Origin of the sequence: Halalkalibacterium halodurans, from assembly GCF_005671335.1 — a bacterium.
In the GTDB taxonomy this organism is placed as follows: Bacteria; Bacillota; Bacilli; order Bacillales; family Bacillaceae_D; genus Halalkalibacterium; species Halalkalibacterium halodurans.
In genome coordinates, this window is the sequence record NZ_CP040441.1 from 2,070,081 (window position 1) to 2,095,762 (window position 25,682).

Annotated in this window: 22 protein-coding genes and 1 riboswitch; of the genes, 20 read left to right on the forward strand and 2 right to left on the reverse strand. The window is 43.3% G+C overall.

The window, feature by feature from the left end:
* Nucleotides 1-7 precede the first annotated feature (7 nt).
* The 5 genes from FED51_RS10135 (at nucleotide 8) to FED51_RS10150 (ending at nucleotide 3,988) form a co-directional block, all read left to right on the forward strand.
* Nucleotides 8-1,624, forward strand: a complete 1,617-nt coding sequence (locus FED51_RS10135) for an ABC transporter substrate-binding protein (RefSeq protein ID WP_053431979.1) — start codon at nucleotides 8-10, stop codon at nucleotides 1,622-1,624.
* Nucleotides 1,625-1,818: 194 nt separating this feature from the next.
* Nucleotides 1,819-2,481 carry a spermine/spermidine synthase domain-containing protein gene (locus FED51_RS10140; protein WP_053431211.1) on the forward strand — a complete coding sequence of 221 codons (663 nt, stop codon included), beginning with the start codon at nucleotides 1,819-1,821 and terminating at the stop codon, nucleotides 2,479-2,481.
* 235 nt (nucleotides 2,482-2,716) lie between these two features.
* Nucleotides 2,717-2,998: an alpha/beta-type small acid-soluble spore protein gene (locus FED51_RS10145; RefSeq protein WP_010898075.1), complete on the forward strand. Its 282-nt coding sequence runs from the start codon at nucleotides 2,717-2,719 to the stop codon at nucleotides 2,996-2,998.
* Nucleotides 2,985-3,140, forward strand: coding sequence for a hypothetical protein (locus FED51_RS21125; protein WP_166740073.1), 156 nt, complete (start codon nucleotides 2,985-2,987; stop codon nucleotides 3,138-3,140). The genes FED51_RS10145 and FED51_RS21125 overlap by 14 nt, the downstream gene beginning before the upstream one ends.
* A 17-nt stretch (nucleotides 3,141-3,157) precedes the next feature.
* The gene (locus FED51_RS10150) at nucleotides 3,158-3,988 is read left to right on the forward strand and encodes a polysaccharide deacetylase family protein (RefSeq protein WP_053431210.1); all 831 of its coding nucleotides are present in this window, start codon (nucleotides 3,158-3,160) and stop codon (nucleotides 3,986-3,988) included.
* A gap of 129 nt (nucleotides 3,989-4,117) precedes the next feature.
* Here the strand turns inward: FED51_RS10150 and FED51_RS10155 are convergent, their stop codons facing one another.
* Nucleotides 4,118-4,630, reverse strand: a complete 513-nt coding sequence (locus tag FED51_RS10155; RefSeq protein ID WP_010898078.1) for a GNAT family protein — start codon at nucleotides 4,628-4,630, stop codon at nucleotides 4,118-4,120.
* Nucleotides 4,631-5,020: 390 nt separating this feature from the next.
* On the opposite strand from FED51_RS10155, the gene FED51_RS10160 reads away from it, so the two are divergent.
* From FED51_RS10160 to thiC, 14 genes are all read left to right on the forward strand, one after another.
* Nucleotides 5,021-6,664, forward strand: coding sequence for an ATP-binding protein (locus FED51_RS10160; RefSeq protein ID WP_138090467.1), 1,644 nt, complete (start codon nucleotides 5,021-5,023; stop codon nucleotides 6,662-6,664).
* A gap of 60 nt (nucleotides 6,665-6,724) precedes the next feature.
* Nucleotides 6,725-7,105 carry a YybH family protein gene (locus FED51_RS10165; protein ID WP_053431208.1) on the forward strand — a complete coding sequence of 127 codons (381 nt, stop codon included), beginning with the start codon at nucleotides 6,725-6,727 and terminating at the stop codon, nucleotides 7,103-7,105.
* A gap of 18 nt (nucleotides 7,106-7,123) precedes the next feature.
* Nucleotides 7,124-7,390: a hypothetical protein gene (locus FED51_RS10170; protein WP_134229730.1), complete on the forward strand. Its 267-nt coding sequence runs from the start codon at nucleotides 7,124-7,126 to the stop codon at nucleotides 7,388-7,390.
* A 191-nt stretch (nucleotides 7,391-7,581) separates the two neighbouring features.
* Complete coding sequence (locus FED51_RS10175) at nucleotides 7,582-8,568, forward strand: hypothetical protein (protein ID WP_053431206.1); 987 nt, start codon at nucleotides 7,582-7,584, stop codon at nucleotides 8,566-8,568.
* A gap of 218 nt (nucleotides 8,569-8,786) precedes the next feature.
* Complete coding sequence (locus FED51_RS10180; protein WP_053431205.1) at nucleotides 8,787-10,130, forward strand: GH1 family beta-glucosidase; 1,344 nt, start codon at nucleotides 8,787-8,789, stop codon at nucleotides 10,128-10,130.
* A 165-nt stretch (nucleotides 10,131-10,295) separates the two neighbouring features.
* Nucleotides 10,296-11,576 carry an ABC transporter substrate-binding protein gene (locus FED51_RS10185; protein WP_053431204.1) on the forward strand — a complete coding sequence of 427 codons (1,281 nt, stop codon included), beginning with the start codon at nucleotides 10,296-10,298 and terminating at the stop codon, nucleotides 11,574-11,576.
* Between the two features lie 63 nt (nucleotides 11,577-11,639).
* Nucleotides 11,640-12,557, forward strand: a complete 918-nt coding sequence (locus FED51_RS10190; protein WP_053431203.1) for a carbohydrate ABC transporter permease — start codon at nucleotides 11,640-11,642, stop codon at nucleotides 12,555-12,557.
* A gap of 13 nt (nucleotides 12,558-12,570) precedes the next feature.
* Nucleotides 12,571-13,428 carry a carbohydrate ABC transporter permease gene (locus tag FED51_RS10195; protein WP_010898086.1) on the forward strand — a complete coding sequence of 286 codons (858 nt, stop codon included), beginning with the start codon at nucleotides 12,571-12,573 and terminating at the stop codon, nucleotides 13,426-13,428.
* 30 nt (nucleotides 13,429-13,458) lie between these two features.
* Nucleotides 13,459-14,064 (forward strand): YesL family protein, encoded by a 606-nt coding sequence (locus FED51_RS10200; RefSeq protein ID WP_053431202.1) that lies wholly within the window; start codon nucleotides 13,459-13,461, stop codon nucleotides 14,062-14,064.
* Nucleotides 14,065-14,166: 102 nt separating this feature from the next.
* Nucleotides 14,167-15,174: a LacI family DNA-binding transcriptional regulator gene (locus FED51_RS10205; RefSeq protein WP_053431201.1), complete on the forward strand. Its 1,008-nt coding sequence runs from the start codon at nucleotides 14,167-14,169 to the stop codon at nucleotides 15,172-15,174.
* Nucleotides 15,175-15,397: 223 nt separating this feature from the next.
* The gene (locus FED51_RS10210) at nucleotides 15,398-16,732 is read left to right on the forward strand and encodes a S8 family peptidase (protein WP_053431200.1); all 1,335 of its coding nucleotides are present in this window, start codon (nucleotides 15,398-15,400) and stop codon (nucleotides 16,730-16,732) included.
* Nucleotides 16,733-16,848: 116 nt separating this feature from the next.
* The gene (locus FED51_RS10215) at nucleotides 16,849-17,763 is read left to right on the forward strand and encodes an EamA family transporter (protein WP_083445532.1); all 915 of its coding nucleotides are present in this window, start codon (nucleotides 16,849-16,851) and stop codon (nucleotides 17,761-17,763) included.
* A 271-nt stretch (nucleotides 17,764-18,034) separates the two neighbouring features.
* A complete protein-coding gene (locus tag FED51_RS10220) occupies nucleotides 18,035-19,651 on the forward strand; it encodes a long-chain fatty acid--CoA ligase (RefSeq protein WP_053431199.1) in 1,617 nt (538 codons plus the stop codon).
* 90 nt (nucleotides 19,652-19,741) lie between these two features.
* Nucleotides 19,742-19,856: riboswitch (TPP riboswitch) on the forward strand.
* A 139-nt stretch (nucleotides 19,857-19,995) separates the two neighbouring features.
* Nucleotides 19,996-21,783, forward strand: a complete 1,788-nt coding sequence (gene thiC, locus FED51_RS10225) for a phosphomethylpyrimidine synthase ThiC (protein ID WP_010898092.1) — start codon at nucleotides 19,996-19,998, stop codon at nucleotides 21,781-21,783.
* A 207-nt stretch (nucleotides 21,784-21,990) separates the two neighbouring features.
* On the opposite strand, the gene FED51_RS10230 is transcribed toward thiC, so the two are convergent.
* Nucleotides 21,991-23,628 carry an IS1182 family transposase gene (locus FED51_RS10230; protein ID WP_138091084.1) on the reverse strand — a complete coding sequence of 546 codons (1,638 nt, stop codon included), beginning with the start codon at nucleotides 23,626-23,628 and terminating at the stop codon, nucleotides 21,991-21,993.
* A gap of 483 nt (nucleotides 23,629-24,111) precedes the next feature.
* Between FED51_RS10230 and FED51_RS10235 the strand changes: the two genes are divergently transcribed.
* Nucleotides 24,112-25,659: a spore germination protein gene (locus FED51_RS10235; RefSeq protein ID WP_053431198.1), complete on the forward strand. Its 1,548-nt coding sequence runs from the start codon at nucleotides 24,112-24,114 to the stop codon at nucleotides 25,657-25,659.
* Nucleotides 25,660-25,682: the final 23 nt, after the last annotated feature.

The window sequence follows — 25,682 nt, forward strand, 5'->3', positions numbered from 1 at the left end:
GCTTGCGATGATCATCGTTTTGGCAGGGTGTAGTCAAGAGACCTCAACAGAGGGACAGGAAAGCTCGGATGAGCCTGTCACTTTTACGCTATTTAGCGCCGATCCCCATTCCCAATGGGACAATATGGACAGCCCAGTGAGTCAAAAAGTTGTGGAAGCGACAGGAATTACATTAGAGGCGGAATTTGATGTAGCTGGAGGAGAACAAAAGATCCCGCTTATGGCGGCAAGCGGTGACTACCCTGATTTTATTTTGCCGAAAGGTTCGGCCAGCATACTGGTCGATGCAGGGGCATTTATTGACCTTACGGATTTAATTGAGGAGCATGCACCTAACTTGCAAAAAATTTATGGAGATTATCTCGATCGATTAAAATGGAGCACAGAGGATCCGTCGATTTACATTTTACCGACATCACCTGTGGACCATACGTATTGGGAGCCAGGCAACGGGTTTATGCTTCAACATGACGTCGTAAGGGAGTTAGGGTACCCGGACATTCGAACAGTTGATGATTTTGAGCAAGCCATTCGTGACTATTTAGAAATGTATCCTGAGGTTGATGGACAGCCAACGATTGGCTTATCGTTACTTGCAGATGACTGGCGAATCTTAATTTCTACGACCAATCCCGCTTTTTATGCAACAGGTGCTCCAGATGATGGTGAGTTTTACATTGACCCTGATACGTATGAAGCCACGATGCACTATCGTCGTCCGGAGGAAAAAGACTATTTCCGTTGGTTAAACCATATGAATGATAGCGGCTTGCTTGATCCAGAGAGCTTCGTTCAAAGCTATGATCAATATTTAGCGAAAATCTCATCAGGTCGAGTCCTAGGAGCGATTGATGCAGATTGGCAAGTCGCTGATGCACAGCGGGCTCTAAGGGAAGAAGGAAAGCATGAACGGATGTTTGGTATGTATCCTGTCACGCTCTCAGAAGAGTATAAGCATCCGAACTTCCAAGACACAGGTTATCTTGGCGGCTGGGGCATCGGCATTTCCATCGATTGTGAAGATCCTGTGCGCGCGATCAAATTTATCGATTTCTTAGCATCTGAAGAAGGGCAAATATTGCAAAATTGGGGGATAGATGGAGAACATTATGAGGTGATTGACGGAGAGCGTGTCATTCCTGAAGAGGAAATGGATAGACGTAATAACTCTGCAAATTACGTAAGGGACACTGGAATCGGTGTATTAAAAGGATTTGCTCCATCATACGGTGACGGAGTGACTGATTCGACGGGACAGACGTATACGATTGTAAGTCCAGATCAAATTATTGAAGCTTACACTGACGTTGAAAAAGAGGTTTTAGCGAATTACGATGTGGAGATGTGGAAGGATTTGTATCCCACGAAAGAGGAATTCCCTGTTAAACCGTGGGGTGCGGCATATAACATCCCAGTAGAGTCTGGATCACAATTAGAGCTGATTATGCAAAGATGTCTAGATATTGTGAAAAAGCGAATCCCTGAAGCGATTCTTGCCTCACCAGACGATTTTGATGACATCTGGGATGCGTTTATGAACGACCTTGAGGAAGCAGGGGTAGAAGAAGCTGAAAAGGCTTATACTGAGCTCGTACGAGAGCGAGTGGAGCTTTGGAACGAATAACATGAATGTTATCAACGCGCAGTCTTTTTTTAAAAGTCTGCGTTTTTTTTGTTGTGTTTACCGATAATTTCAAATTGATGACTGAAAAGTTAGCAGATAACATTTCGGCTTGCCCCCAACAGAGTTTTTGCGAATCATTACAAAAATTTGGTATGATAAAAGATAAGCGCTTCCAAATGTAGGAGGGATATGTGATGGGACAAGTCGAAGTCATTGACCGTCGACAAAGCGTGTTTGGTGACGACATTCAGCTGCAAAAACGAAGCAGTAGCTATGAAATTATTAGCAATGGCGTGTTTCTCATGTCTACAGAAAATGGACGATCCGAGCGAGAAATGGTAACCCTTGGGGCTCAGCATATGAAAAATGCAGTTCATAGCGTGTTGATTGGTGGGCTAGGTGTCGGAATCACAGCTGATGAAGCGGTGCACCTAAACGATCACGTTCAAGTTCACGTCGTTGAAATCGAGCCTTCTGTAGTGGAATGGCAATATCGTTACCTTTATCCTTTCTCCAATCAAGCTCTAGAGCATGAACGGACGGCGATCATTATTTCCGACATTCAACAATGGCTACGTACGAACGAACGGACGTACGATCTCATTTGTCTAGATACGGATAACGGACCAGATTGGATGGTCCATAAGCAAAACGCCAGCTTGTATGGGAAAACAGGTCTCGAACTTGTTCGCGAGCGGGTAAGCGTTGGCGGTGCTGTGTCATTTTGGAGTGCTTCACCATCTGAGAGCTTCCTTCATGAACTTGAAACATTGTTCGATCGGGTCTATGAGCACCCAGTTTCCATCTCTCATGTATTACCACCTGATTATGTTTATGTTGCTTGCCGAGATCGATAAGGGGAAAACGGCCTTCCTCAATAGGAGAAGGGCCGTTTTTCGTTATGTTCATATTCCTGCTACCTGGCAGAGGTTAAGCGAGCCCCCTCTACTTTGGACGAAAAGAACTCGATTTAGCATCACTCACTGTCTTTCTTATAAAAAACGTGTAAGATTTGCCAATCATCTGCAAATGCTATAACTGTTGCATTTGTTAACTGCTATATATGACATGAGATGGAAAGGAGTTGGTTCTATGGCAAGACGACGACGTCCTCTCGTTCCAGAAGCCCGCGAAGCATTAAATCAATTGAAGCAAGACGTAATGGCAACGCAAGGATATCAGACATCTAATGATGTGAAGTATGAAGTAGCGCGAGAGCTCGGTGTTCCTCTAACGAAAGGGTATAACGGCAAATTAAGTTCCAATGAAGCTGGTAAAGTCGGAGGACGAATCGGGGGCCAAATGGTCAAAGAAATGATCTCTATGGCGTTACAACAACAAGCAAAAGGAGGTAGTGACCATGAAAAAACGTGAAACGAATCGAGACGAGCCTTTAGAAGTTCATATGGAAGACGATCATCCAGGCTCTCAGTTTACAGAAGAGTTTAACGAAACGGGCCAGCGTGAAAAAGGCGTGATCCCACCGAGAGGAAAAGAGGCGCTCGATGAAGTGTAGAAAGGAGGACAGTTGTCATGAAAACATATAGAAAAATCTTACTAGCGGTTGTTTGTTTATTGTTATTCTTCCTGCTGCCAGTAGGAATGGCGTTTGCAAACGACCACGGAGTAAATTGGTTTAAACGTGCCGAGGAAAGACAAATACCTGATCCTGAAGGTGGTGCTGAAATGACTCAGCGCATACCGGTGTCGAATGTAGTTTTACAGCAACGTTACCCTGATACGGTTGTGCTCGCTGGACCTACAACGGCGAACCGTATCGCATTAACCTTTGATGACGGTCCTGACCCTCGTTTCACGCCGCAGGTGCTAGATGTACTACAAGAGTACAACGTTCCGGCAACGTTTTTTGTGATGGGCCGGCGTGCGGAACGTTTTCCAGACCTTGTAACACGGATGGCAGCCGAAGGGCATGTGATTGGGAATCACTCCTATTCCCATCCTAATTTTGTGGTGGAGGATGATGTTGCTCTCCTTGAACAGGAGGTGCTTCAAACGGAGGCCATTATTCAAAACCTCGTTGGGTACAGACCACGCTTTTTTCGAGCGCCTTACGGGTTTTTATACAACGAACTTGTGGAGAAGTTAGCCGAATTAAACAACACGGTTGTCGCTTGGTCTATCGATACGTTAGATTGGCGCGAGCGCCCTGCTGAGGAAGTCGCTTTTTCAGTGATTAGCAGTGCCCAGCCCGGGTCTATCGTACTGATGCATGATGGTGCAGAGGCTGACGGTGATCGGACTCAGACGATTGAAGCCTTGAGACAAATCATCCCCACATTACAGGAGCAAGGCTTTGAGTTTGTGACGGTTTCTGAGCTGATCGGCATTCCATACGAAAAATAAGGAATGAAGTCCGCTTAAACATAGGCGGACTTTTTTCTATTTTTTGCAGAACTAACGGACCGGATAGAAGTAAGCCTCTATGGTTACACCAACGATCTTTAACTGATCAAATGCCATCACCTTTTGTAGTTAGGCTGGCTGCCAAACAATGTCACCAGCTTGTTTTTCTGTATCAATGTTCACATCGAAATGATGCTTTTCGTAAAAGTGGATGAGGCGATCAAGATGATCCCAGTCCCGCTTTGCGATATCTCCTGTCACATAACGGATATTTTGTTCGTAGGCGATCTCTTTTAAATATTTCATGCAAATCGATCCGTACCCTTGATTTTCTGGTCCTTTAATGTCACCAATGTGAAGGTGATCTTCATCCTTATAGCTAGCCATGATTGAAAAATCCCACGTGCCATCAAAAGCTGAATCGCAGGATGTTAACATTACCTTACATTGGTAGCCATCATCATGTAAATAGACGATGACCCATTCCGCTCCCTTTGTAGGCTCAATTCCTATCACTTTAGACTTTTTGGCAATTTCCTTTACATTTTCACGCATACGAAACATTTGAAACTCTAGATCCTCTAAATCTTCTTTTAATTCTTTCGCGTCTTTCAATTCCTCCTCTTGAGCAAGCAAAAACATGAAATACTCCTTTCTATTAATTCCCACAAACATTAAAGAAACCAAAAAAACATACAGTTTTACATTCTACTAGATCATGCAAGAGAATGCAAATGCACACCACCAATATCACCATAAGTCGAATGACATCTGTTGACAAACCTTACATTTAAGAGAAAAATAGATGATGAACAAGCAAGAAAACAAGGAATGTGAGAATGAACGTACGAACGAGTGGCATCGAACCCCTCCTAGTCATTTTACGCTAGTATGCTACAAATGTTTGACATCATTCACTTGTTTTTGCCATCATGAAAAATTCCGTCTTTCGTCTTATGTACTTTTGCAGGATTTGACAGCCGTTAAAGAGAATAGTTGCTACATAGGAAGCAAACGGAGGGAGTGTATGTGGTGGAATCATTGCATTTTGAGCCGTTATACATTTTTAACTCAAAATACCGCTGCCGTTATGAATACGGACTAAACCCAAAAGAACTTCCAAGCCTTGATCCATATTATCCAACACAAATTCTTGAACATAGGCAAGCACAATACAAAGAGTTTTTAGAGATTACGAAACCTTTTGTTGATAAGCTTCTTTTGTATTTGAAAGGGATCCCTACATTGATTATCGTCACCGATCATGAACGTGTCGTCCTTGATGTAACGGGGGAAGCCTTTTTTCAAGAAGAGCTCGGATTAAAGCCAGGATTGGCCTTTACGGAAAAGGGAGCAGGAACGAATGCTGTAGACTTAGCGCTTACATATGAGAAGACGTTCCAAGTCAAAGGAAAGGAACACTTCTTTGAAAGTATGCACAACTTTTCATGTACAAGCTGCTTATTTAGTACAGTTAATTGGTATAATGAACCTCAAAAGGGAACAATCGGGATTATGACAAGCGTGGAAAATGCCAGTCCGCTACATAGTGGTCTGTTATCTTCAGTCGTTGATGGGATTGAGCGAGAATTTAAGCTACGGGTACAAAATCGCAAGTTGGAAAGCCTGAATCAAATTATGGTCACAACGTCGAGAAACGGAATTGTTATTACGGATAAAGAAGGCAAGATAACCGAGTGCAACCATAGCGCGGAAGAGTTGTTTGCCATTGATCGTGAGGATATGTTAGGGAAGAAGGTTCGCGAGGTTCAGCCATTTGGCGAATATGTTGAGTTAGCCGTGAGGAAGAAACAACGCATTGACAACATGGATTTAAACTTTATAAACATTGAAAATAAGATGAAGTATATTACGATGGACGTATCACCAATCTACGGAAAAAATCAAGAATTTATTGGTGCTTATGGCCAATTTCGTGATATCACGGATCGTGTAGAACTAGAACAGCAAGTAATTCAAAATGAGAAATTCTCTGCGATTGGTCGACTGAGTGCTGGGCTTGCCCATGAAATACGGAATCCGTTAACACCGATTATTGGTTTCGTGAATCTATTAAAAAATGAAAGCCATTTAGATGAAAAGGTGAAGCAATACTTACGAATCATGTCAGATGAGCTGGAGCGAGTTCGCAAGCTCGTAAATGATTTTGTGATCGTCTCAAAGCCGGAGCCGCCAGAGTTAAAGAAAACGAGTCTACATACTCTTGTTGAGCAAGTAATTCGCTTTATGGAAAGTCAAGGATCTTTACATAATGTTCAAATGGAAGTAAATCATTCGATTGATGAAACGGATGAATTACTAGTAGATGCAAGTCAAATGAAGCAAGTGTTGATCAATCTCCTAACGAACGCGATGGATGCGATGGAGCGCGGGGGAGCCATTCGAGTAGAGACCGGAAAAGATTTAGGGAATGGCATGTTCTCAATCAAAGTCCAAGATGAAGGATGTGGAATGAGCGAAGACCAATTAAATCAATTATTTAACCCGTTCTTCACAACGAAAGATGATGGATTAGGATTAGGATTATCGATTTGTTATCGAATCATTAAAAACCATGGAGGAACGATCAATGTTGTTTCCCAGCTGGGTGAAGGCTCGACATTCGAAATATTACTTCCGGTAAAAGAAGGACGAGAAGCATTCATTTTTGAATGATGCTACTTGAACAAGAAAAAATTCAGTAAACGGATTTTATAACTATGAGGAGAGATAAATGTGTCAGCTTTTGAAAATGCACTAAAGGCATATATTACTGCAACTAATACCCATCGGTTTGAGGAAGTTGAAAAGTGCCTGCACCCTCACGCCGTCTATTGGTTTACAGACGAAACATGTACAACGATGGAACAAATTCGAGCTTATTTCGAGCACGCTTGGAATACCGTTCAAGATGAAATTTACTCTGCTCATAATGTATATTGGCTAACGACAGGGGATGACAATGCTACATGTATTTATACGTTTCATTATGAAGGGATTATGAACGGGAAACATGTGACAGGCAGTGGTCGAGCCACCAATGTATTTACGAAGGTTAAGCATGGAGAGTGGTTGTTAATTCATGAACATTTGAGTGCACCGTCCGAGCGGAAATAACCAAGAGGGAGGAACGAGATGGAAACTCCTTCACATCATCTAAATCTGTTTGAATCTCACTTGTTACGTTATTATCAAGCAGCATCCCTGTTCGGCGATGAGGAGAGCATTGAGCGTACGCTGCTTGCTCATTATAAATGGCTGAAAAAAAGCCATATTTTCGATCAACGAGATCTTACAGCTACAACCATTCAACGCTTCATCCATGATTGCAAACGATTTAGTCGTAAACCGAAAGACCCTTTACTCAAGCAACTACCTAATTGGTGCTGTTCACATTTTTAAGCTTCCCATTGAGCAAGCTGCCGATGTATTGGGTATTTCTTACAGTAAACTGTTGAAACGTCAACTTCAGATTATTGAAAAGGTTGAGCCTTCTGTGGCTGTCATCGGATCGTGCTCTGTACCTCAAACGTTGCTCGTTGAATATGTTTATGATCAGCTTTATTTCTGAGCGAGAGAGGGTAACAAGCTCCATGGGTTTCTGGCAGCAACAGTCCACTCATGTCGACGAAGCAAATGCCACATATGAAGGGGATTTTTATTTGCAGCCGATCCATGCAGATGAAGGATACCTCTCTTTAGAAATACGAGATCTATTTGTACATAATTGGGATGCATCGGGTGATTGGGAGTCTCATGTTGTTTATGGTGAGTGGCATTTTGAGATTCCTGTAGAAAAATCACCTACTGTCATCAAGCAGGTAGATGAAAAAACAACCATCATCGATCAAGATTGGTTTATTGATGAAGTGATATTTGCTCCGACAGCTACCTTTATCCATTATTATTCAGAAATCAACGATACTCATTTCGCTTCCTTCTCGCCTAAGATGATCGATCAAAATGGGAAAGAAGTGGAAGCGATCGATCCATTGACTCCGTTTGAAACATCTCTTTTTACTCAAGAAGTGTGGGATTCCTATTTAGTTTTTCCGCCATTGTACGACGACATTCCAGATCAATTAATCATAAAGATGACAATGGCAGAAATCTTAAAAGAGGTCTTTTTTGAACAAAAGCTTACATTACATGAAGGGGAAGAGACGACTTTTTCATTTTTAAACTCTGACATTCAGGTGAGCCGCTTATCAGGTGAGCGATTTTCAACGTTTGTCTTTACGTTCGAAGAAAACATAGAGCGGCCTTTTCATCATATTGATATTTCTGCGAGCGTTAAGCTAGCTGATAAAGTTAGAAGATTAAACAATTACTCATTTACAACCAATTCAATCATTCACCTTGAACGAAATGGTCAGGAAATTCCAGAAGCACAATTAGAGCGGTTTACTTATCAAGATTTTATAAGTTTGCCGTTAGAAATATCGATGGAATTTTCGAACATACCTGAGGATCTATCGGACGTTACGTTTGAGATTTTACTTTATTCAAAAAGTGAATTCCTTGATGAAAAAATGATCATTGATTTGTCAGAAGAATCGTTCGAAAAGCGTAGCCATTAAAGGAAGGCTATGCTTTTTCACATGACTTGAACTAAGAAAAAGTATTTTACGGAAAATAAAAAAAACTCTTGCCAAGGGAAAGAAAAACGACTACAATAATTTACGAAAGCGGTTTCATTATTTATTATATAAATTCTCTGTCTCTATGGCAATCATAGAGATATTACTAGAATCTTTTTCGAAAGCGCTTTAGTTATTTGGTGGAGAGGAGTTTTAACGTGTCGATCATTCAATTTCCGAAAGAAATGAAATGGGGAGTGGCAACCGCTTCCTATCAAATTGAAGGAGCAATCAATGCTGGAGGTAGAGGCGCTTCAATATGGGACGTCTTTGCGAAAACTCCAGGGAAAGTAAAGAACGGTGACAATGGAGATGTGGCTTGTGATAGCTATCATCGATATGAAGAAGATATTGAGATAATGAAGGATTTAGGCGTGGATATGTATCGCTTCTCTGTTGCTTGGCCGCGAATTTTTCCGAATGGTACAGGGGAGGTGTCACGTGAAGGATTAGATTATTACCATCGACTTGTTGATCGTTTAACCGAAAACGGGATTCAACCGATGTGTACTCTCTACCATTGGGATTTGCCGCAAGCATTGCAAGAAAAAGGCGGATGGGATAATCGCGACACGATCGATGCTTTTGTCTGTTATGCTGAGATTATGTTCGAAGAGTTCGGGGATAAAATCGACCACTGGATTACCTTTAATGAACCGTGGTGCGTTTCTTTCCTTTCAAATTACATCGGTGTCCATGCACCTGGGAATACCGATCTCCAGTTAGCGGCAAATGTGGCCCACCATCTTCTAGTTGCTCATGGAAAAGCGGTTCAGTCGTATCGAAAAATGGGGCTTAATGGACAAATCGGATACGCGCCAAATGTGGAATGGAATGAGCCTTTCAGCAATCAAAGGGAAGACGCGGAAGCTTGCAAACGGGGAAATGGTTGGTTTATCGAATGGTTTATGGATCCTGTCTTCAAGGGAGCTTACCCATCTTTCTTAGTCGAATGGTTTGAGAAGAAAGGGATAACCGTACCCATTGAGGCTGGAGATATGGAGACGATTCAGCAACCAATTGATTTTTTAGGAATTAACTATTATACAGGAAGTGTTGCCCGCTACAAGGAGAACGAAGGACTATTTGATCTAGAAAAAGTAGACGCAGGGTATGAGAAAACGGATATTGGCTGGAACATTTATCCTGAAGGCTTTTACAAAGTGTTGTCCTATATAACTGAGCAATATGGTCAAATTCCGATTTATATTACGGAAAATGGGTCTTGTTACAATGATGAGCCTGTGAATGGGCAAGTGAAGGATGAGGGACGAATCCGCTACTTGAGACAGCATTTGACGGCACTAAAGCGTAGCATGGAGTCAGGTGTCAATATTAAAGGATACATGGCGTGGTCATTGCTCGATAATTTTGAATGGGCCGAGGGCTACAGTATGAGGTTTGGCATCGTTCACGTCAATTATCGAACGTTAGAACGGACGAAGAAGGATAGTTTCTATTGGTATAAACAAATGATTGCCAATCAGTTCTTTGAACTTTAAGAGGTTAATTGATTTATAGCAGCAAGCGACCATTTTTTCTCAAGATTCAACTTACTTTAATGGTTTGCGAAAGCGCTTTAGGTTTTGTGATCGCATGAAAGGAGGTGAAATGAGAAAAATCGATTATTTAGGATTCTATGCTAAAAGAATGAAGGGGGAAAAACGATGAAAAAGATGAAATTGCTTAGCGTTGGTTTTGTTTCAGCACTCTTGCTCGTTGGTTGTAATGGTCAGCAAGCGTCAGACAACGATCCTGAGTCGCCTACTAGTGAAGATCAAGTCGAATTAGTGTTTTGGGAGTTTGGAAACACAGGTTATGACAAACTCATTGCCGAGTACGAAGAAGAAAATCCTCATGTGAAGATTAACCTACAAAACAGTGACATGAATGACCTTCATGATAATTTATTTACATCCATATCTGCTGGAAGTGGAGCACCAGATATTACGATGATTGAAGAAGCGCAAATGGAACGTTATCGTAACGCAGAACAAGCGTTTCACAATTTGTATGAATTCGGTGCGGAGAATGTACAAGATCAATACTTAGATTGGGTTTGGAGACGAGGCGAGAATGCAGATGGGACCTTTATGTTTGGATTACCAACAGACATTGGACCGACGGTCATGTATTACCGTGCCGATGTGTTTGAAGAAGCCGGCTTTGATTCATCGCCAGAGGCTGTAAGTGAGCTCGTCGCAACTTGGGATGATTTTGAACGCGTGGCAGACGAGATTTATGAGAAAACAGGCAAGCAAATGGCAGATGGCGCAGAGTTAATTTATAACGCAAAGCGTGATCAAGCAAAACAACAATACTTTAATGAAGAAGATCAGTTGATCATTGAAGACCACGAGCACATTCGTGACGCTTTCGACTATACCGCTCGTTTGCTTGACAAAGGTGTTATTGGTGATATTCCTCTTTGGACGCCAGAATGGTTTGCTGGTATGGGCGATGGCTCGTATGCAACGATGTTAGCGCCTGCATGGATGCAAGGAGTTATTAAAGACAATGAACCAGAAGAAGGTGTTTGGTCGATCTCCACTATGCCTGAAGGTGCTGGAAACTGGGGAGGCTCATATGTAGCAATTCCAGCGGAATCAGAGCATCCTGAAGAGGCGTACAAATTTGTCGAGTGGTTAACTGCACCTGAGCAACAATTAAAGTCATTTTTAGACTATGGACTGTTCCCATCAGCTCCAGCCGTTTACGAGATGTCAGAATTTATGGATTATGAAGATGCGTATTTTGGTGGATTGAAAACAGCACAAATATTTTCTGAAGCAGCACAAGCTGTCGAGCCTGTTTATAAAGGAAGAAACTATTATCCAATAGATGAGGAAATCAAACAAGCAATCGATAATGTTGCCGCGGGCTCAGAGCCAGATGACGAGTGGGAGGCAGCGATAAAACGGATTCAAGATGTTTTAAATCGTCAATAGGTGGCAGTTGAAGGGAGAGGGATTCTTCTCTCCCTTCGCTCCACAAAGGAAGGAGGAAATTCGTTGGCACACTCGGCGAAGGAACGATGGTTAACAGAAGAAAGACGGACGGCACTATCAGCGTATGCGTTCATCTCACCCTTTTTTATTCTGTTTGCAGTTTTCGGTTTGTTTCCAATGATCTTCAGTTTTTACTTGTCATTTTTCAGGTGGGACGGTCTGAACCCAATGAGCTATGTGGGTTTAGCCAATTTTCAACTTATTTTTAATGATCCGACGTTTTTTTCTGCCATCAAAAATACGTTCATTATTGGAATTCTCGGGACGTTACCGCAAATTATCGTCGGTATTTTACTCGCGTTCGCGTTGAATTCCGCGTTGATTCGATTTCAGCATACATTTCGGACGCTTGTTTTTTTACCTTACATTACGTCGATCGTCGCTGTGGCGATTATTTTCGGCCTCGTGTTTAATAATCAGCCGTTCGGGCTTGCGAACTATGTATTAAGTTTATTTAATATGGATCCGGTCCGCTGGAGTCAGGAATACTGGCCGGTAAAAATCGCGATTGCGACCATGGTGTTTTGGCGCTGGGTTGGGTACAACACGATTATCTTTTTGGCAGGAATGCAAAGCATTCCAAAGGAGCTTTATGAAGCGGCGAAAATTGACGGTGCCACCATTGGGCAGCAAATTCGCCTCATTACGGTACCGATGCTAAAGCCGTTTATTTTGTTTGTGGTGTTTACGGCAACGATAGGAAGCTTGCAGCTATTTACGGAGCCGTTAATCTTTTTAGGGCGCGGCCTGCGAGAAGAAGGGATCACAATGGTTGCGTACTTATGGCGAGATGCGTTTGTGCTTAATGCCTTTGGAACAGCTTCTGCTGCAGCGATTGTTTTATTTTTCATTATTATTACCCTTACGGCGATCAATTTGCTCATTACGAATCGGATTGGCCGTTCAAAAAAAGTGATGTGAGGAGGGAACAAAAGTGGATCGAACGAAAGAGAAAGAAGTAGGGAGCCCTCGATTTTCGATAAAAAAACTGGCCGTCTACCTGTTTTTACTTATCGCGTCGCTTGCCTCGCTATTTCCGTTTTACTATATGTTTGTTATGGCAACGCGGCTGAACCGTGAGATCAATCAAGTACCTCCACCTTTTACCCCAGGGCGAGACTTGGTGAACAATTTCCAAAAAGTACTTGACAACATCGACTTCTTTGGTGCAATGTGGAACTCCCTTGTCGTGTCTACATCGGTCACGATCGGAACGTTATTTCTTTGCTCACTCGCGGGCTATGCGTTTGCGAAGCTTGCGTTCAAAGGGAAAAATGTACTGTTCGTCTTTATTTTGATTACGATGATGGTCCCGCCTCAATTGGGGCTGATTCCTCAATATTACATTATTACGGAACTTGGCTGGCTGAACGATTATCGCGCCATCATTGTCCCTGGATTAATTAATGCATTCGGGATTTTTTGGATGAGGCAATATATTAAAGAAGGGGTGCCGACTGAATTAATAGAAGCGGCACGAATGGATGGGTGCTCAACCTTTAGAATTTATTGGAACATTGTCGTTCCCATGATTCTCCCTGCATTCGCTACGCTAGGAATCATCGTCTTTATGCAAGTATGGAACGATTTCCTCTGGCCGCTCGTCGTCCTGCGTGATCCTTCCATGCATACGTTGCAAGTGGCCTTACGATCGTTAAACGATGCAAGGCAAATGGATTATGGGATGATCATGTCAGGAACATTTTGGGCTACTGTCCCGCTAATTATCGTCTTTCTCTTGTTCAATCGACTGTTTATCGACAGTCTGTCTGAAGGGGCAGTGAAAAGCTAAGTCTGAAAAAAAGAAAAGCGAGGGGTTACAATGATCAATCAAAAGATGGTTCAATTCGCCCATGCGGTTTATTTTTTCACCGTGTTAAATCTCCTCTGGTTGCTAGGTTCTTTGCTAGGTTTAGGGGTTTTCGGTGTCATGCCCGCAACGGTCGCCTTGTTTTCTGTCATTCGTGCAAAGTTGAGGAGAGATCAAGAACTTCAGCTCGTGCCTGCCTTTTTCGACGCTTACAAAACGGCGTTTGTTCGCTCGAATGTCCTCGGACTTTTCTTTGGATTAGGCTTTTATGTCCTTTATGTGAATGCAGCATTTGCGACTTATTTTTATGAGAAGGATGTTCAATTTTTTATTTACCTCGTCGTGTTTTTCTTTGCGGCTATTATGACTTTAGCCTTCATCAATTTATTTTCGATCATGGCTCATTTTGAGATGAAGACCATCCAATATGTGAAAGCAGCAATTGGTCTTGTGTTTGTTCATCCACTAAAAACGGTGATGCAATTCATTTGGCTCGTCGCCTATGTTTTGCTTGCCATCTTTTTACCGAAAGTATTTCTTGTCGTAGGAGTGAGTGTGATTTCCTATGTGTGGATGAGTCAAAATCTCACGACATTTATAAAGAAATATGCTAGTTAAGGACAGTATATTGGTCGTGAGTGCCTTACTTTATGATTGACACATATAGAGACGTGAAATAGAATGGGTTCGAAAGGGTTTTCGCACAAAAGGAGATCAAACATGGCGACCATTTATGATATAGCAAAAAAGACCGGTTATTCCATCACGACTGTCTCAAAAGTGTTGAACAATTATACAGATGTTAGTGACAAAGCAAGAAAAAAAGTAATGGATGCGGTTACAGAAATGGGGTATTTTCCGAGCTCTAGCGCGCGCATGCTAACGACGAAAAAATCGTGGACGATCGGTGTCGTATTCGTAGAGAAGGCAGGAGTGGGGATGGAGCATCCTTTCTTTAGCTCGGTGATCGAAAATTTTAAGAAAAATGTCGAACGCTTCGGATATGATTTGTTATTTGCGTCCAATCAAATTGGTAATGAAGCGAAGACCTATTTAGAGCATTTCCGCTATCGCGGGGTGGACGGGATTGTTGTTGTTTGCTCTTTATTAAATGATCCTGAAGTCGAAAAACTGATGAAAGCAGACATTCCGTCCGTTGTCATTGACTTAGATAGTAAAGGCTCTAGTGCCGTTTATAGTGATAATGAGTATGGAAGCGAACTAGCAGTGGATTACTTGGTTAGCTTAGGCCATCGATCAATCGCTCACATCTCCGGTGATCAAGGGCTTTTCGTTGGCGTCCAACGGTTAAAAGGATTTAAAGATGCGATTCAAAAACTTAACCTCTCCATTTCTGATGAGTTTATTGTTGATGGTGGCTTTTTTACTTATGAAGGAGGACAGCGAGCGATGGAGGCCCTTCTTCGTAACCGTGTGCGACCAACCGCTGTTTACGCAGCAGGAGATTTAATGGCTTTAGGAGCGATTGACACGATCCGAAAGCACGGTCTTAGCGTCCCTGAAGATTTTTCTATTGTCGGTTTTGACGATATTCAGATGATCCGTTATACGGCTCCTGCTTTGACGACGATTCGTCAAAATACAGATCTGATCGGGAAAACGGCGGCAAATCTTTTGTTGGATCAAATTAATGAAAATGAAAAGCAAAGCCTTTCTGTGAAAATTCCCGTCACCCTCATCGAGAGGGATTCATGTCGAAAGATTTAAGTAGCATACTATTGTTTTATGGAGTGAGCATCCACTAGGGTGGTCACTTTTCTTTTTTGCGCTGTAAGAACATACAGGCATGGAGCATGTAGGAAGCAGGAGTTTTTAACCATCCCCTTCTCTATGGAATTCGCCTTTTTTCATAGAGAAGGGACAAACATCTTTACGCTTGTCTCCCTCCAATCATAGATTGTTAAAACCACGGATGATAGGAGGAATTAAGATGTTTGGATATTCCATGGTACAGACTGTCCGCTCCAATGCTCATAAATTAGATAAACCGTTGAGAGAACAAATGCTGAGCATGTATAAACCATTTAAATGGACACCATGCTTCTTTCACAGCGTTTTTGAAAAAATGTTGCTGAAACGTAAAACCTATTCGGTGATTGTTGAATTGAATCAAGGGTGTTTTGATCAAGGCTCCATGACGGTGGAGCATGTGTTGAAAAAGCATCAAAAGTGTCAGCTTCGCCATTCATTCTCGAAAATCCGCTGTGTTAGCGCCAACGTCACGCCAGAGTCATTGCAAGAGATGCTCGTGTGCAAAGATATTCGAAAAATCTATTTAAATCGAGAGGTTCATGCACTGCTTGATACAGCAGTTGAATCTGCTCAAGCATTTGAAGTGATTCGCAACGGGGAAACGTTAACTGGAAAAGACGTGACGATTGCTGTCATCGATACAGGAATCTATCCCCATGAAGACTTAGAAGGTAGAATTAAAGCTTTTGTTGATTTTGTCAACCAACGGGAAGAGCCATACGATGACAATGGTCACGGAACTCATTGCGCTGGAGACGCAGCAGGTAACGGAGCAAGCTCTGATGGTCAGTATCGCGGCCCAGCCCCAGAGGCTAATGTCATTGGTGTCAAAGTTTTAAATAAGCAAGGAATGGGATCTCTTGAATCGATTATGCAAGGAGTGGAGTGGTGTATTCAATATAACGAAAAACACCCAGACGATCCGATTCATATCATCAGCATGTCTCTAGGTGGGCAAGCACTTCCGTACGAAAACGAGCAGGAAGATCCAATGGTTCGCATTGTGGAAGAGGCGTGGAACGCTGGGATTACTGTATGTGTCGCTGCTGGAAATAGCGGTCCAGATGCACAGACGATTGCCAGTCCTGGGGTGAGTGAAAAGGTGATCACAGTTGGTGCCCTTGATGACCGAGATACAACCGATCGAGAGGATGATGATGTTGCCCCATTTTCAAGTAGAGGCCCTACGATTTACGGTAAACCTAAGCCGGACATTCTCGCGCCAGGTGTGAACATCGTATCGCTTCGGTCACCAAATTCATTTTATGACAAAATTCAAAAAGGAAGTCGTGTCGGCTCCCACTATACGATGATGTCAGGTACATCGATGGCGACACCCGTTTGTGCAGGAGTTGTGGCACTTATGCTTCAACATGAGCCAAACTTAACACCTGATGAAGTGAAAACGAGGCTAATGGAAGGTACGGATCGTTGGGCGGATAGGGATCCAAACGTATACGGAGCAGGATATATTTCAGCAGAGGGTGCGATTCCGAACAGCGAAGAAGAATAGAGAGTAAAAAAGATCTTAAAAATGGCAAACATTCATCTAAAAATAAGCACCGATTATCCCTTCCAGATCGATTACAATATTTTTAAAAGTCAGCGATAGAACGGAAGGGGAAAATTGTGAAACATTCACTGTCGATCATTTTTATATTAATAGCCGCTATGATGTGGGGGACAACCGGTACGGCTCAAGTATTTGCTCCGGCTGAGGCCCATCCGATTATCATTGGAGCAAGTCGACTTGCTGTCGGGGGACTGTCGTTATTTATATTCTTGATGGCCCAGGGAAAATTCCAGCTTCGAGGATGGCCAGTCCTCCCTACTTTTATCGCAGCTCTTAGCATGGCTGCGTATCAGCCCTTTTTCTTTTCAGCCGTATCGATCACCGGTGTTGCGGTTGGAACAGTGGTGGCAATTGGGAGTGCGCCGATCATTGCCGGGTTACTCGATTGGGTAATCCAGCGCAAACCTCCTGGTCCGACATGGGGAATCGCCACCATTTTAGCAATCGCCGGCTGTCTTCTGTTGACACTGCCAGGCGAAGAGGTGACAGTCTCACCGGTAGGATTCTTACTAGCCATCGGGGCTGGATTGTCCTTTGCCGTTTATACGGCTGCGAGTAAGGAGCTTCTTCAACAGCAACCGTCTGAAGCGGTAGTCGCTGTTGTCTTTTCCTTAAGTGCACTATTTTTAGTGCCACTCTTTTTTCTCTACGATTTATCTTGGCTCACAGAGTTTCGCGGAATTTTCGTTGTGCTTCATCTCGGAATCGTCGCTACAGCGATCGCTTATTTACTCTTTACCCGCGGGTTGACAGGCGTTGCATCATCAACTGCCGTTACTCTCGCATTAGCAGAACCACTCACTGCAGCTTTACTAGGTGTATTTCTTGTGGGTGAAGCTTTATCCTTTATCGCATGGGGAGGAGTATTACTGCTGTTACTCGGATTAGCTGTTTTAACCGGTTTTACTGGGGCTAAGACTCCTTCTACACGATTTTTGAGAAACAAGAAAGACAAAGTAAACGTTGAATGAAGAACAGAGTAAGAACATCAACGTTTGTGTCAAAAGCATTGTGTTGGCCTCAAATCCATTATGTTCTATAACCACAATGAAGGGTCCTTCACTGTGTTTTTTTACAGTTCGTGAATGCAATTAATCAAAATACTGAATGGGAATGTCGACAAAAAATATGAAAGCCTTTACAAATAAAAAAAGGAATTGATCACCGGCTGTCGTATTTGTCAATAGCCGCAAGATCTAACGCGATTTTCTGTCATTTATTTTTTGGAAGGGGCTGACGAATATGATGAACTCACCACTTTTACTCTCTCATTTCATTGAACGAGCAGAACGTTATTTTCCTACAAAACAAGTCATTAGCCGAACGCTTAACGGAAAAAAGAGCTTAACGTATCAGCAAATTGGGGAACGAACGAGAAGATTGGCATCGGCTCTGGCCCAATTTGGCATTAAGAAAGGAGATCGAATAGGGACCTTTGCATGGAACACACATCGACATTTGGAGGCGTATTTCGCCATACCAGGGATTGGCGCCGTGCTCCATACGATTAATTTACGTCTCTCTCAAGATCATATTGCCTATGTGATCAACCATGCCGAAGACCGGGTGCTTTTCGTCGATGCAGATGTTTGGCCGCTCATTGCCCAGCTCCGTGATCAACTCTCGTCAGTTGAAGCGTTTGTTTTGATGTCTGATGGTGAGCTTCCGGAAGTCGATTGGCCGAATGTTTTCTCGTATGAAGAGTTCATCGCGAAAGGGGACCCTTCCTTCGAGTTTGTTCAGTCGATCGATGAGACATCTCCGGCAGGAATTTGCTACACCTCAGCTACAACTGGAAAACCAAAAGGGGTTGTTTACAGCCATCGGGGAATTTATTTGCACAGCATGGCATTAGGACTTGCTGATACCGCAGGATTGTCAGAAAAAGACGTGCTCATGCCAGTCGTCCCTATGTTCCATGTAAATGCGTGGGGTCTCCCTTTTGCTGCGACTTGGTTTGGCACAACACAGGTGATGCCAGGCCCTCAGTTTACGCCACAAGTGCTGGCAGAGCTAATCGATGAAGAAAAGGTAACACTTGCGGCAGGAGTGCCAACGATTTGGTTAGGTCTCCTGAGAGAGCTAGAGACGGGAGTTTATCAAACAGAGCATCTCCGTGCCATCTTATGCGGAGGGTCTGCCGCACCAGCAGCCATGATTCAAACCTTTGAGCAAAAGTACAACGTTCCATTTCTTCATGCTTATGGAATGACAGAAACCAGTCCTCTTGTGACAGTTTCGATGGTAAAAAGCTATCAAGCTGATTTGAATGAAGAGGAAACGTTAGAATTACGGGCAAAGCAAGGGTTAGTTGTCCCAGGATTGGAGGTGAAGGTCGTTGGGCCTAATGGGGAGGTTAAACCTGATGGGGCGGAAATGGGCGAGCTTCTCATCCGTGGACCTTGGATTGCCGACCACTATTATAAGGCAGAGGAGGTATCAGATGCTTTTGCCGATGGATGGCTCCATACAGGGGATGTGGCGACGATTGATGAAGAAGGATTCATTAAGCTTGTGGATCGAACGAAGGATTTAATTAAGAGTGGGGGCGAATGGATTTCTTCTGTTGATTTAGAAAATGCGATCATGGCCCATGAGGATGTTTTTGAAGCAGCAGTCGTTAGCGTCCCTGATCCGAAATGGCAAGAACGCCCAGTTGCATGTGTCGTGCTAAAAGATCCAAATAAAGGGTCGGTAGCTGAAGCAGATATTCGTCGCTTTCTAGAAGGGAAGTTTCCATCTTGGTGGCTTCCAGACCGGGTGATCTTTATGGATGAGCTACCAAAAACATCGGTCGGAAAATTTTTGAAACGGGCTCTCCGTGAGCAAGTAAAAGAACAAATGGAAGCCAATAGGTAACAATGCGCCCTAATGGGTCTATTTTCCTAAAAAGACAACAATGCCTTTCCCTTTTCGCTCAGTTTCTTTATAATGAAACTCGAACTTAATAGAAATAACTAGGGGAGTCCAATGAGCTGGGCTGAGAAAAAAACGCGATGAAGTTTTTAAACCCTCGGGACCTGATCTGGATCATACCAGCGTGGGGAAGTTATCATGTTATACCACACGAATGTATTTTATGCCAGGGTCCGTCTGAATGACGAAAACCCTGGCTTATTTTATTAAAAAAATACACTCCTATTCCCACCTTTTATGGATTCAGAATCTTGTCCTGACGACTACACACGCGAAGGAGAGATTCCATGTCCAAATCAACGATCGACCTCAAGCAATTATCGATTCAATCCTCATTTCCAAACAGCCAAAAACGGTACGTTACAGGTTCTAGGTCTGACATCCGTGTCCCATTTCGCGAAATTTCCCAGCACCCGACCGTGACAGATAGCGGCGAAGCGGAAAATGAGCCGATCCTCGTCTACGATTCCAGCGGCCCCTATACCGATGAATCCTATGAAGTGAATATCGAAAAAGGGTTGCCTGCGATTCGTAAGTCATGGATTTTAGAGCGGGGTGACTGTGAAAAATATGAAGGACGGGATGTGCGTCCAGAAGACAATGGCTTTACGAAGGACGATGATCCACGCGCGGCGCGAGAAGTGTTTCCGCGCACCAGCTCGCACAAGCCGTTAAGAGCAAAAAAAGGTGCTAATGTGACACAAATGCATTACGCCAAAAAAGGAATTGTCACACCGGAAATGGAGTTTGTCGCAATCCGTGAAAATGTTTCCCCAGAGTTTGTTCGTGATGAACTTGCACGTGGGCGAGCGATTTTGCCGTCCAATATCAACCATCCAGAAAGCGAACCGATGATCATCGGGCGGAATTTCCATGTTAAGATTAATGCGAATATTGGCAATTCGGCTGTTTCATCGTCGATTGCTGAAGAAGTGGAAAAAATGACGTGGGCTACGCGCTGGGGAGCCGATACGATCATGGACCTTTCGACAGGGAAAAACATTCATACGACCCGGGAATGGATCATTCGCAATTCTCCTGTGCCAGTCGGGACCGTACCGATCTACCAAGCGTTAGAAAAAGTAAACGGAGTAGCAGAAGACTTAACGTGGGAAGTGTATCGCGATACGTTAATTGAGCAAGCAGAGCAAGGGGTCGATTATTTTACGATCCATGCCGGTGTTTTACTTCGCTACATTCCGTTAACAGCAAAGCGCGTGACAGGCATTGTCTCCCGCGGTGGTTCGATCATGGCGCAGTGGTGTTTGTACCATCATAAAGAAAACTTTTTATACACCCATTTCGAAGAGATTTGCGAGATTATGAAAACATATGATATCGCCTTCTCCCTAGGGGATGGACTGAGACCAGGTTCGATCGCTGATGCCAATGATGAAGCGCAGTTTGCCGAGCTTGAAACGCTAGGAGAGTTAACGAAAATCGCCTGGGAGCATGACGTACAAGTGATGGTTGAAGGTCCAGGACATGTTCCGATGCATCAAATTAAAGAAAATATGGATAAACAGTTAGACATTTGTCAGGAAGCCCCTTTTTATACGTTAGGACCGCTCACGACCGACATCGCGCCGGGGTATGACCACATTACATCAGCGATTGGAGCAGCGATGATCGGCTGGTACGGAACAGCCATGCTTTGTTACGTGACACCGAAGGAGCATTTGGGCTTACCGAATAAAGATGATGTAAGGGAAGGTGTCATCACGTATAAAATCGCAGCCCATGCAGCAGATCTGGCGAAAGGACACCCAGGGGCACAAAAACGGGATGACGCTTTATCGAAAGCGCGTTTTGAGTTCAGATGGCGTGACCAGTTTAATTTATCTCTTGACCCAGAACGGGCAATGGAATTCCATGACGAAACATTACCGGCTGAGGGAGCAAAAACCGCTCATTTCTGTTCCATGTGTGGTCCAAAATTTTGTAGCATGAGAATCTCTCAAGACATTCGCACCTATGCGAAAGAACAGGGTCTTGATACGGAGGAAGCGATTGAAAAAGGGTTAGAAGAGAAAGCCGATGAATTTAAACAAGCGGGAGGTAACCTATACCGATAAGGAGGGATCATCCTGGTTATTCAAGAGCTACGAAAAAAGCTGGAGCAATTAAAAGACGAAACAACTCGGATCGAAAAGGAGATCAAGCAGCATGAAATGAGCTGTGAGCACCATTTTCAAAAAGGCCCTACCTATCAAACGTGCGAAAAGTGTGGAAAAATAGAGCCCCTCTACTACTAAGGTGGGAAGGGGTTGTCTCAAAAGCCCTTAAAAAGAAAAGCCTGAAGTGACATTTATAAGTCGCTTCAGGCTTTTTGTCTCCGATGATCGGTTTATCTCTTCCTGAAACAGGCGGATGGTCTTCGCCTGTTTCAGGAAGTTGTGGGCGATTGCGATCAGCCCAAACTCAATGTTCACCTTGTCAAGGCCACGAAGGTGAAAACGACGGAACGACCGATTGCCCTTGATATGACCGAACACGCTTTCGACCTCTGTTTTCCGTTTTCGATAGGTCTTTGCGCCTTCTTCCGTATCAAGGGCTCGTTTCATTTTTGATTTTCCTTCTTCATATACCGGATTATAGTGAATCTGGCGATTGCCTTTCGCTTTTGTACAATCCGTCTTGAATGGACACCCAGTACAGTCTTCACATTCATATATTTTGAAGTCTCGTTCGTATCCGTAGGCATCCGTTCGTTTGCGGTAGTATCGAAAAGTCACTCTCCGGTTATTTGGGCATATATAGGTATCATCATGTTCCAAATACGTCCAGTTCTGTACCTTCCATGGGTCGTTCCGATAGACCCGGCTTTCTTCTTTTCTCATCGTATGATAAGGGATGAGGGCATCCCATTCGTTTTCAGCGATATATAAATAGTTGGGCTCACTTCCATAACCAGCGTCTGCGATTAGCTTCTTTGGAAAGGGGAGTTGGCGTTCTTCAAGCATACGAAGGTGTGGAATCAAACAACGAGTATCTGTTGGGCGTTGATGAATGGAATAACCGACAATGAATTGATTTTCGGTCCCTGCCTGTACATTATATCCGGGTTTCAGTTGACCGTTTTTCATATGATCTTCCTTCATACGCATAAATGTGGCATCTCGATCGGTTTTGGAGAAACTATTTCGATCACCGAATGTCGCTAATTGATCTTCGTATCTTTCTAAGCGTGGCAGATAGTCTGTGTTTAACTTCTTATGTAATTGGCGCCAGTGACGAGCTTCCGCTTTTTTCTCTTTTTTCAGAACCGGATCTTGTTCGTCATGAAGGGCTTGTTCCGCTTGATTCGCCTGTTTTTCCACTTGAGTGACAGCTTCACGTAACTGTTCAGAAGTCACACGCTTGTTTTCCCCTTGATCATTCTCTACCTGCTGGTTATCGGAATCAATCGTCTCTTCAATGTGGGCGAATAATTCTTCGAGCTTGTCCTGTAGCCGCTCCTTATACTTCTGGACGGACTTTTTCCAAACAAACGTATATCGATTGGCATTCGCCTCGATTTTGGTTCCATCGAGAAAGTAGTTGTCCATGGTGATGTAGTTTTGGTCGAGCAGTAACTGAATGAGGGACGTAAACAATGGCTCAATGATGTCTTTCATTCGTTCCGAGCGAAAACGATTAATGGTGCGGAAATCTGGTGTTTGACGAGCGGCCAACCACATCATCGGAAGATGTTCACGCAGGGACTTGGCAATGTCGCGACACGAATATAATTTTTGCGTGTAGGCATACAAAATGATTTTCGTCATCATCTTTGGGTGGTAGGCACTCCGGCCGCCACCTTTGTATGGGGCGTAGAAGAGATCTTCATCCACCATTTCCACCATGTCATTCACCACACGCGCCACATGGTCTTCGGGGATGAGATCGCTAAAATCCATTGGAAGGACTAATTGGTCCATGTTATAATGAATGAAAGTAGCTATAGAGTTACTCAAAAGAATCGCCTCCGTTTTCTTATTTTGTTTGTGTGGGTACTTACATTATAACGAACGGGGCGATTTTTTTGTATTCAAAAGGGCTGCCCATAAGTCAATCATTTTGACTTATGGGACAGCCTCTTTTTAACTATAGTGAAAAGGCTCTAACGGTAGGACTTCGCTTCAATTATAGATATAACGGATTTTTATGAAGTGGGCGGTCATTCATTAATCGGTCGAGCGATTTCTACGGATGATTACCCGTATTCAAAAGCATTCTATGGAACGTTCAAAAGTGCATTTCTATTTAAAATACTCTTACCATAGGAAAAATTGTTTTCGGTTGCTTTTTTAACATAGAGAGGCCTATTCATCATGCATATTTTTCCCTAGATGGCAAAGGTTAAGTTTATAAAGATGACTTAGATTGCTTTAATGATACTTTAAATGGGGAGAGAGATCGCGATGAGACGGACGAAGGGATTATCATCCATTGTAAAACGGAAGCGGCCCATTGATCAGGTTCATGAAGTGAACCATATTAGGGAAAATGAGATGCTATCTGAAAGTCTCGAGGAAAATAAAAAAAAAATCAAAGAGCTGCTCGGAAATAGTAGCGATTTAGTTATTCGTGAGTTAATGATCATCCATGAACCAGAAATTAGTGGAGTTGCAGTGTTCATCAATGGTCTGGCTGATGAGCAACTGGTCAGCGAATGTATCGTCAGTGCGACTCTCCACCCTTCAAAGGAAGCTCACTACTTTAAGGAAGATACGAAGGATAAACGTCTTTCGATAATCGAAACACAAATTTTATCGGTCGCGAGAGTACAGGCGTATGACTTGTGGAGTCCGATCATCCACTCGCTATTATCAGGCAATTCGATCGTACTAATCGATGGATTTGATAAAGCCTTAAGTTGCAGCACCCCAGGAAGCAAATGGCGCTCGATTGAGGAGCCTTCCACGGAAACGACGGTTCGCGGTCCGAAAGATGCATTCAATGAATCGCTGCAAACGAATCTTTCTCTCATTCGCAGAAGAGTAAAATCAAACCGTCTACGTGTGGAAAATACGGAGCTTGGCGAGACAACACATACCGATGTGGCCCTTGTTTATGTGGACGATTTAGTTGACAAAAAACTCTTGCAAGAAATCAAACAACGTCTCAACCGTGTCATCACCCACAAAGTGATTAGCGAGGCTAATATTGAGGAAGCGATGCAGGACGAGATGCTAACACCATTTCCAACGATTTATAATACGGAGCGACCTGATATGGTGGCATATGCACTTGTGGAAGAGAAAGTCGCTTTAATTATTGATGGAACGCCGTTTGCTTTAATTTTACCAACTGATTTCGCCCAGTTTTTTAAAGCGGCAGAAGACTATTACCAGCGGTATGATTTGTCGACGTTTATTCGTTTATTGCGTTACTTTGCTTTTACTGTTTCATTACTCGGTCCTTCTTTGTATGTAGCCTTGATTACATTTCATCAAGATTTAATCCCAACAACGCTGCTAATCCGATTGGCATCACAACGAGAGGGGATCCCCTTTCCTGCCTTGGTTGAAGCGCTTATTATGGAATTTACCTTTGAATTACTTCGTGAAGCAGGATTGCGAATGCCTCGGGCAATTGGTCAGGCAGTATCGATTGTCGGAGCTCTTGTCATTGGTCAAGCAGCGGTGCAAGCGGGAATTGTATCGGCCTCGATGGTCATCGTCGTGGCAGCGACCGGGATCGCAAGCTTTACAACACCGGCATATAACTTAGCCGTTGCCGCTCGTTTATTGCGTTTTTTTATGATGCTACTCGCTGCTACTTTCGGCTTATATGGGATTATTTTAGGGCTTATTATGCTTGTTGCTCATTTATCGAGTTTGCGTTCCGTTGGAATGCCTTACTTTGCACCATTTGCTCCGTTCAGTATGAAAGCACAAAAAGACGGACTGTTTCGCCTACCGTTAAAATGGCTTGATAAGAGACATGTAGAAGACAAAAACAGTTAAGTTTTTAGCTAGATTAGAAAGGG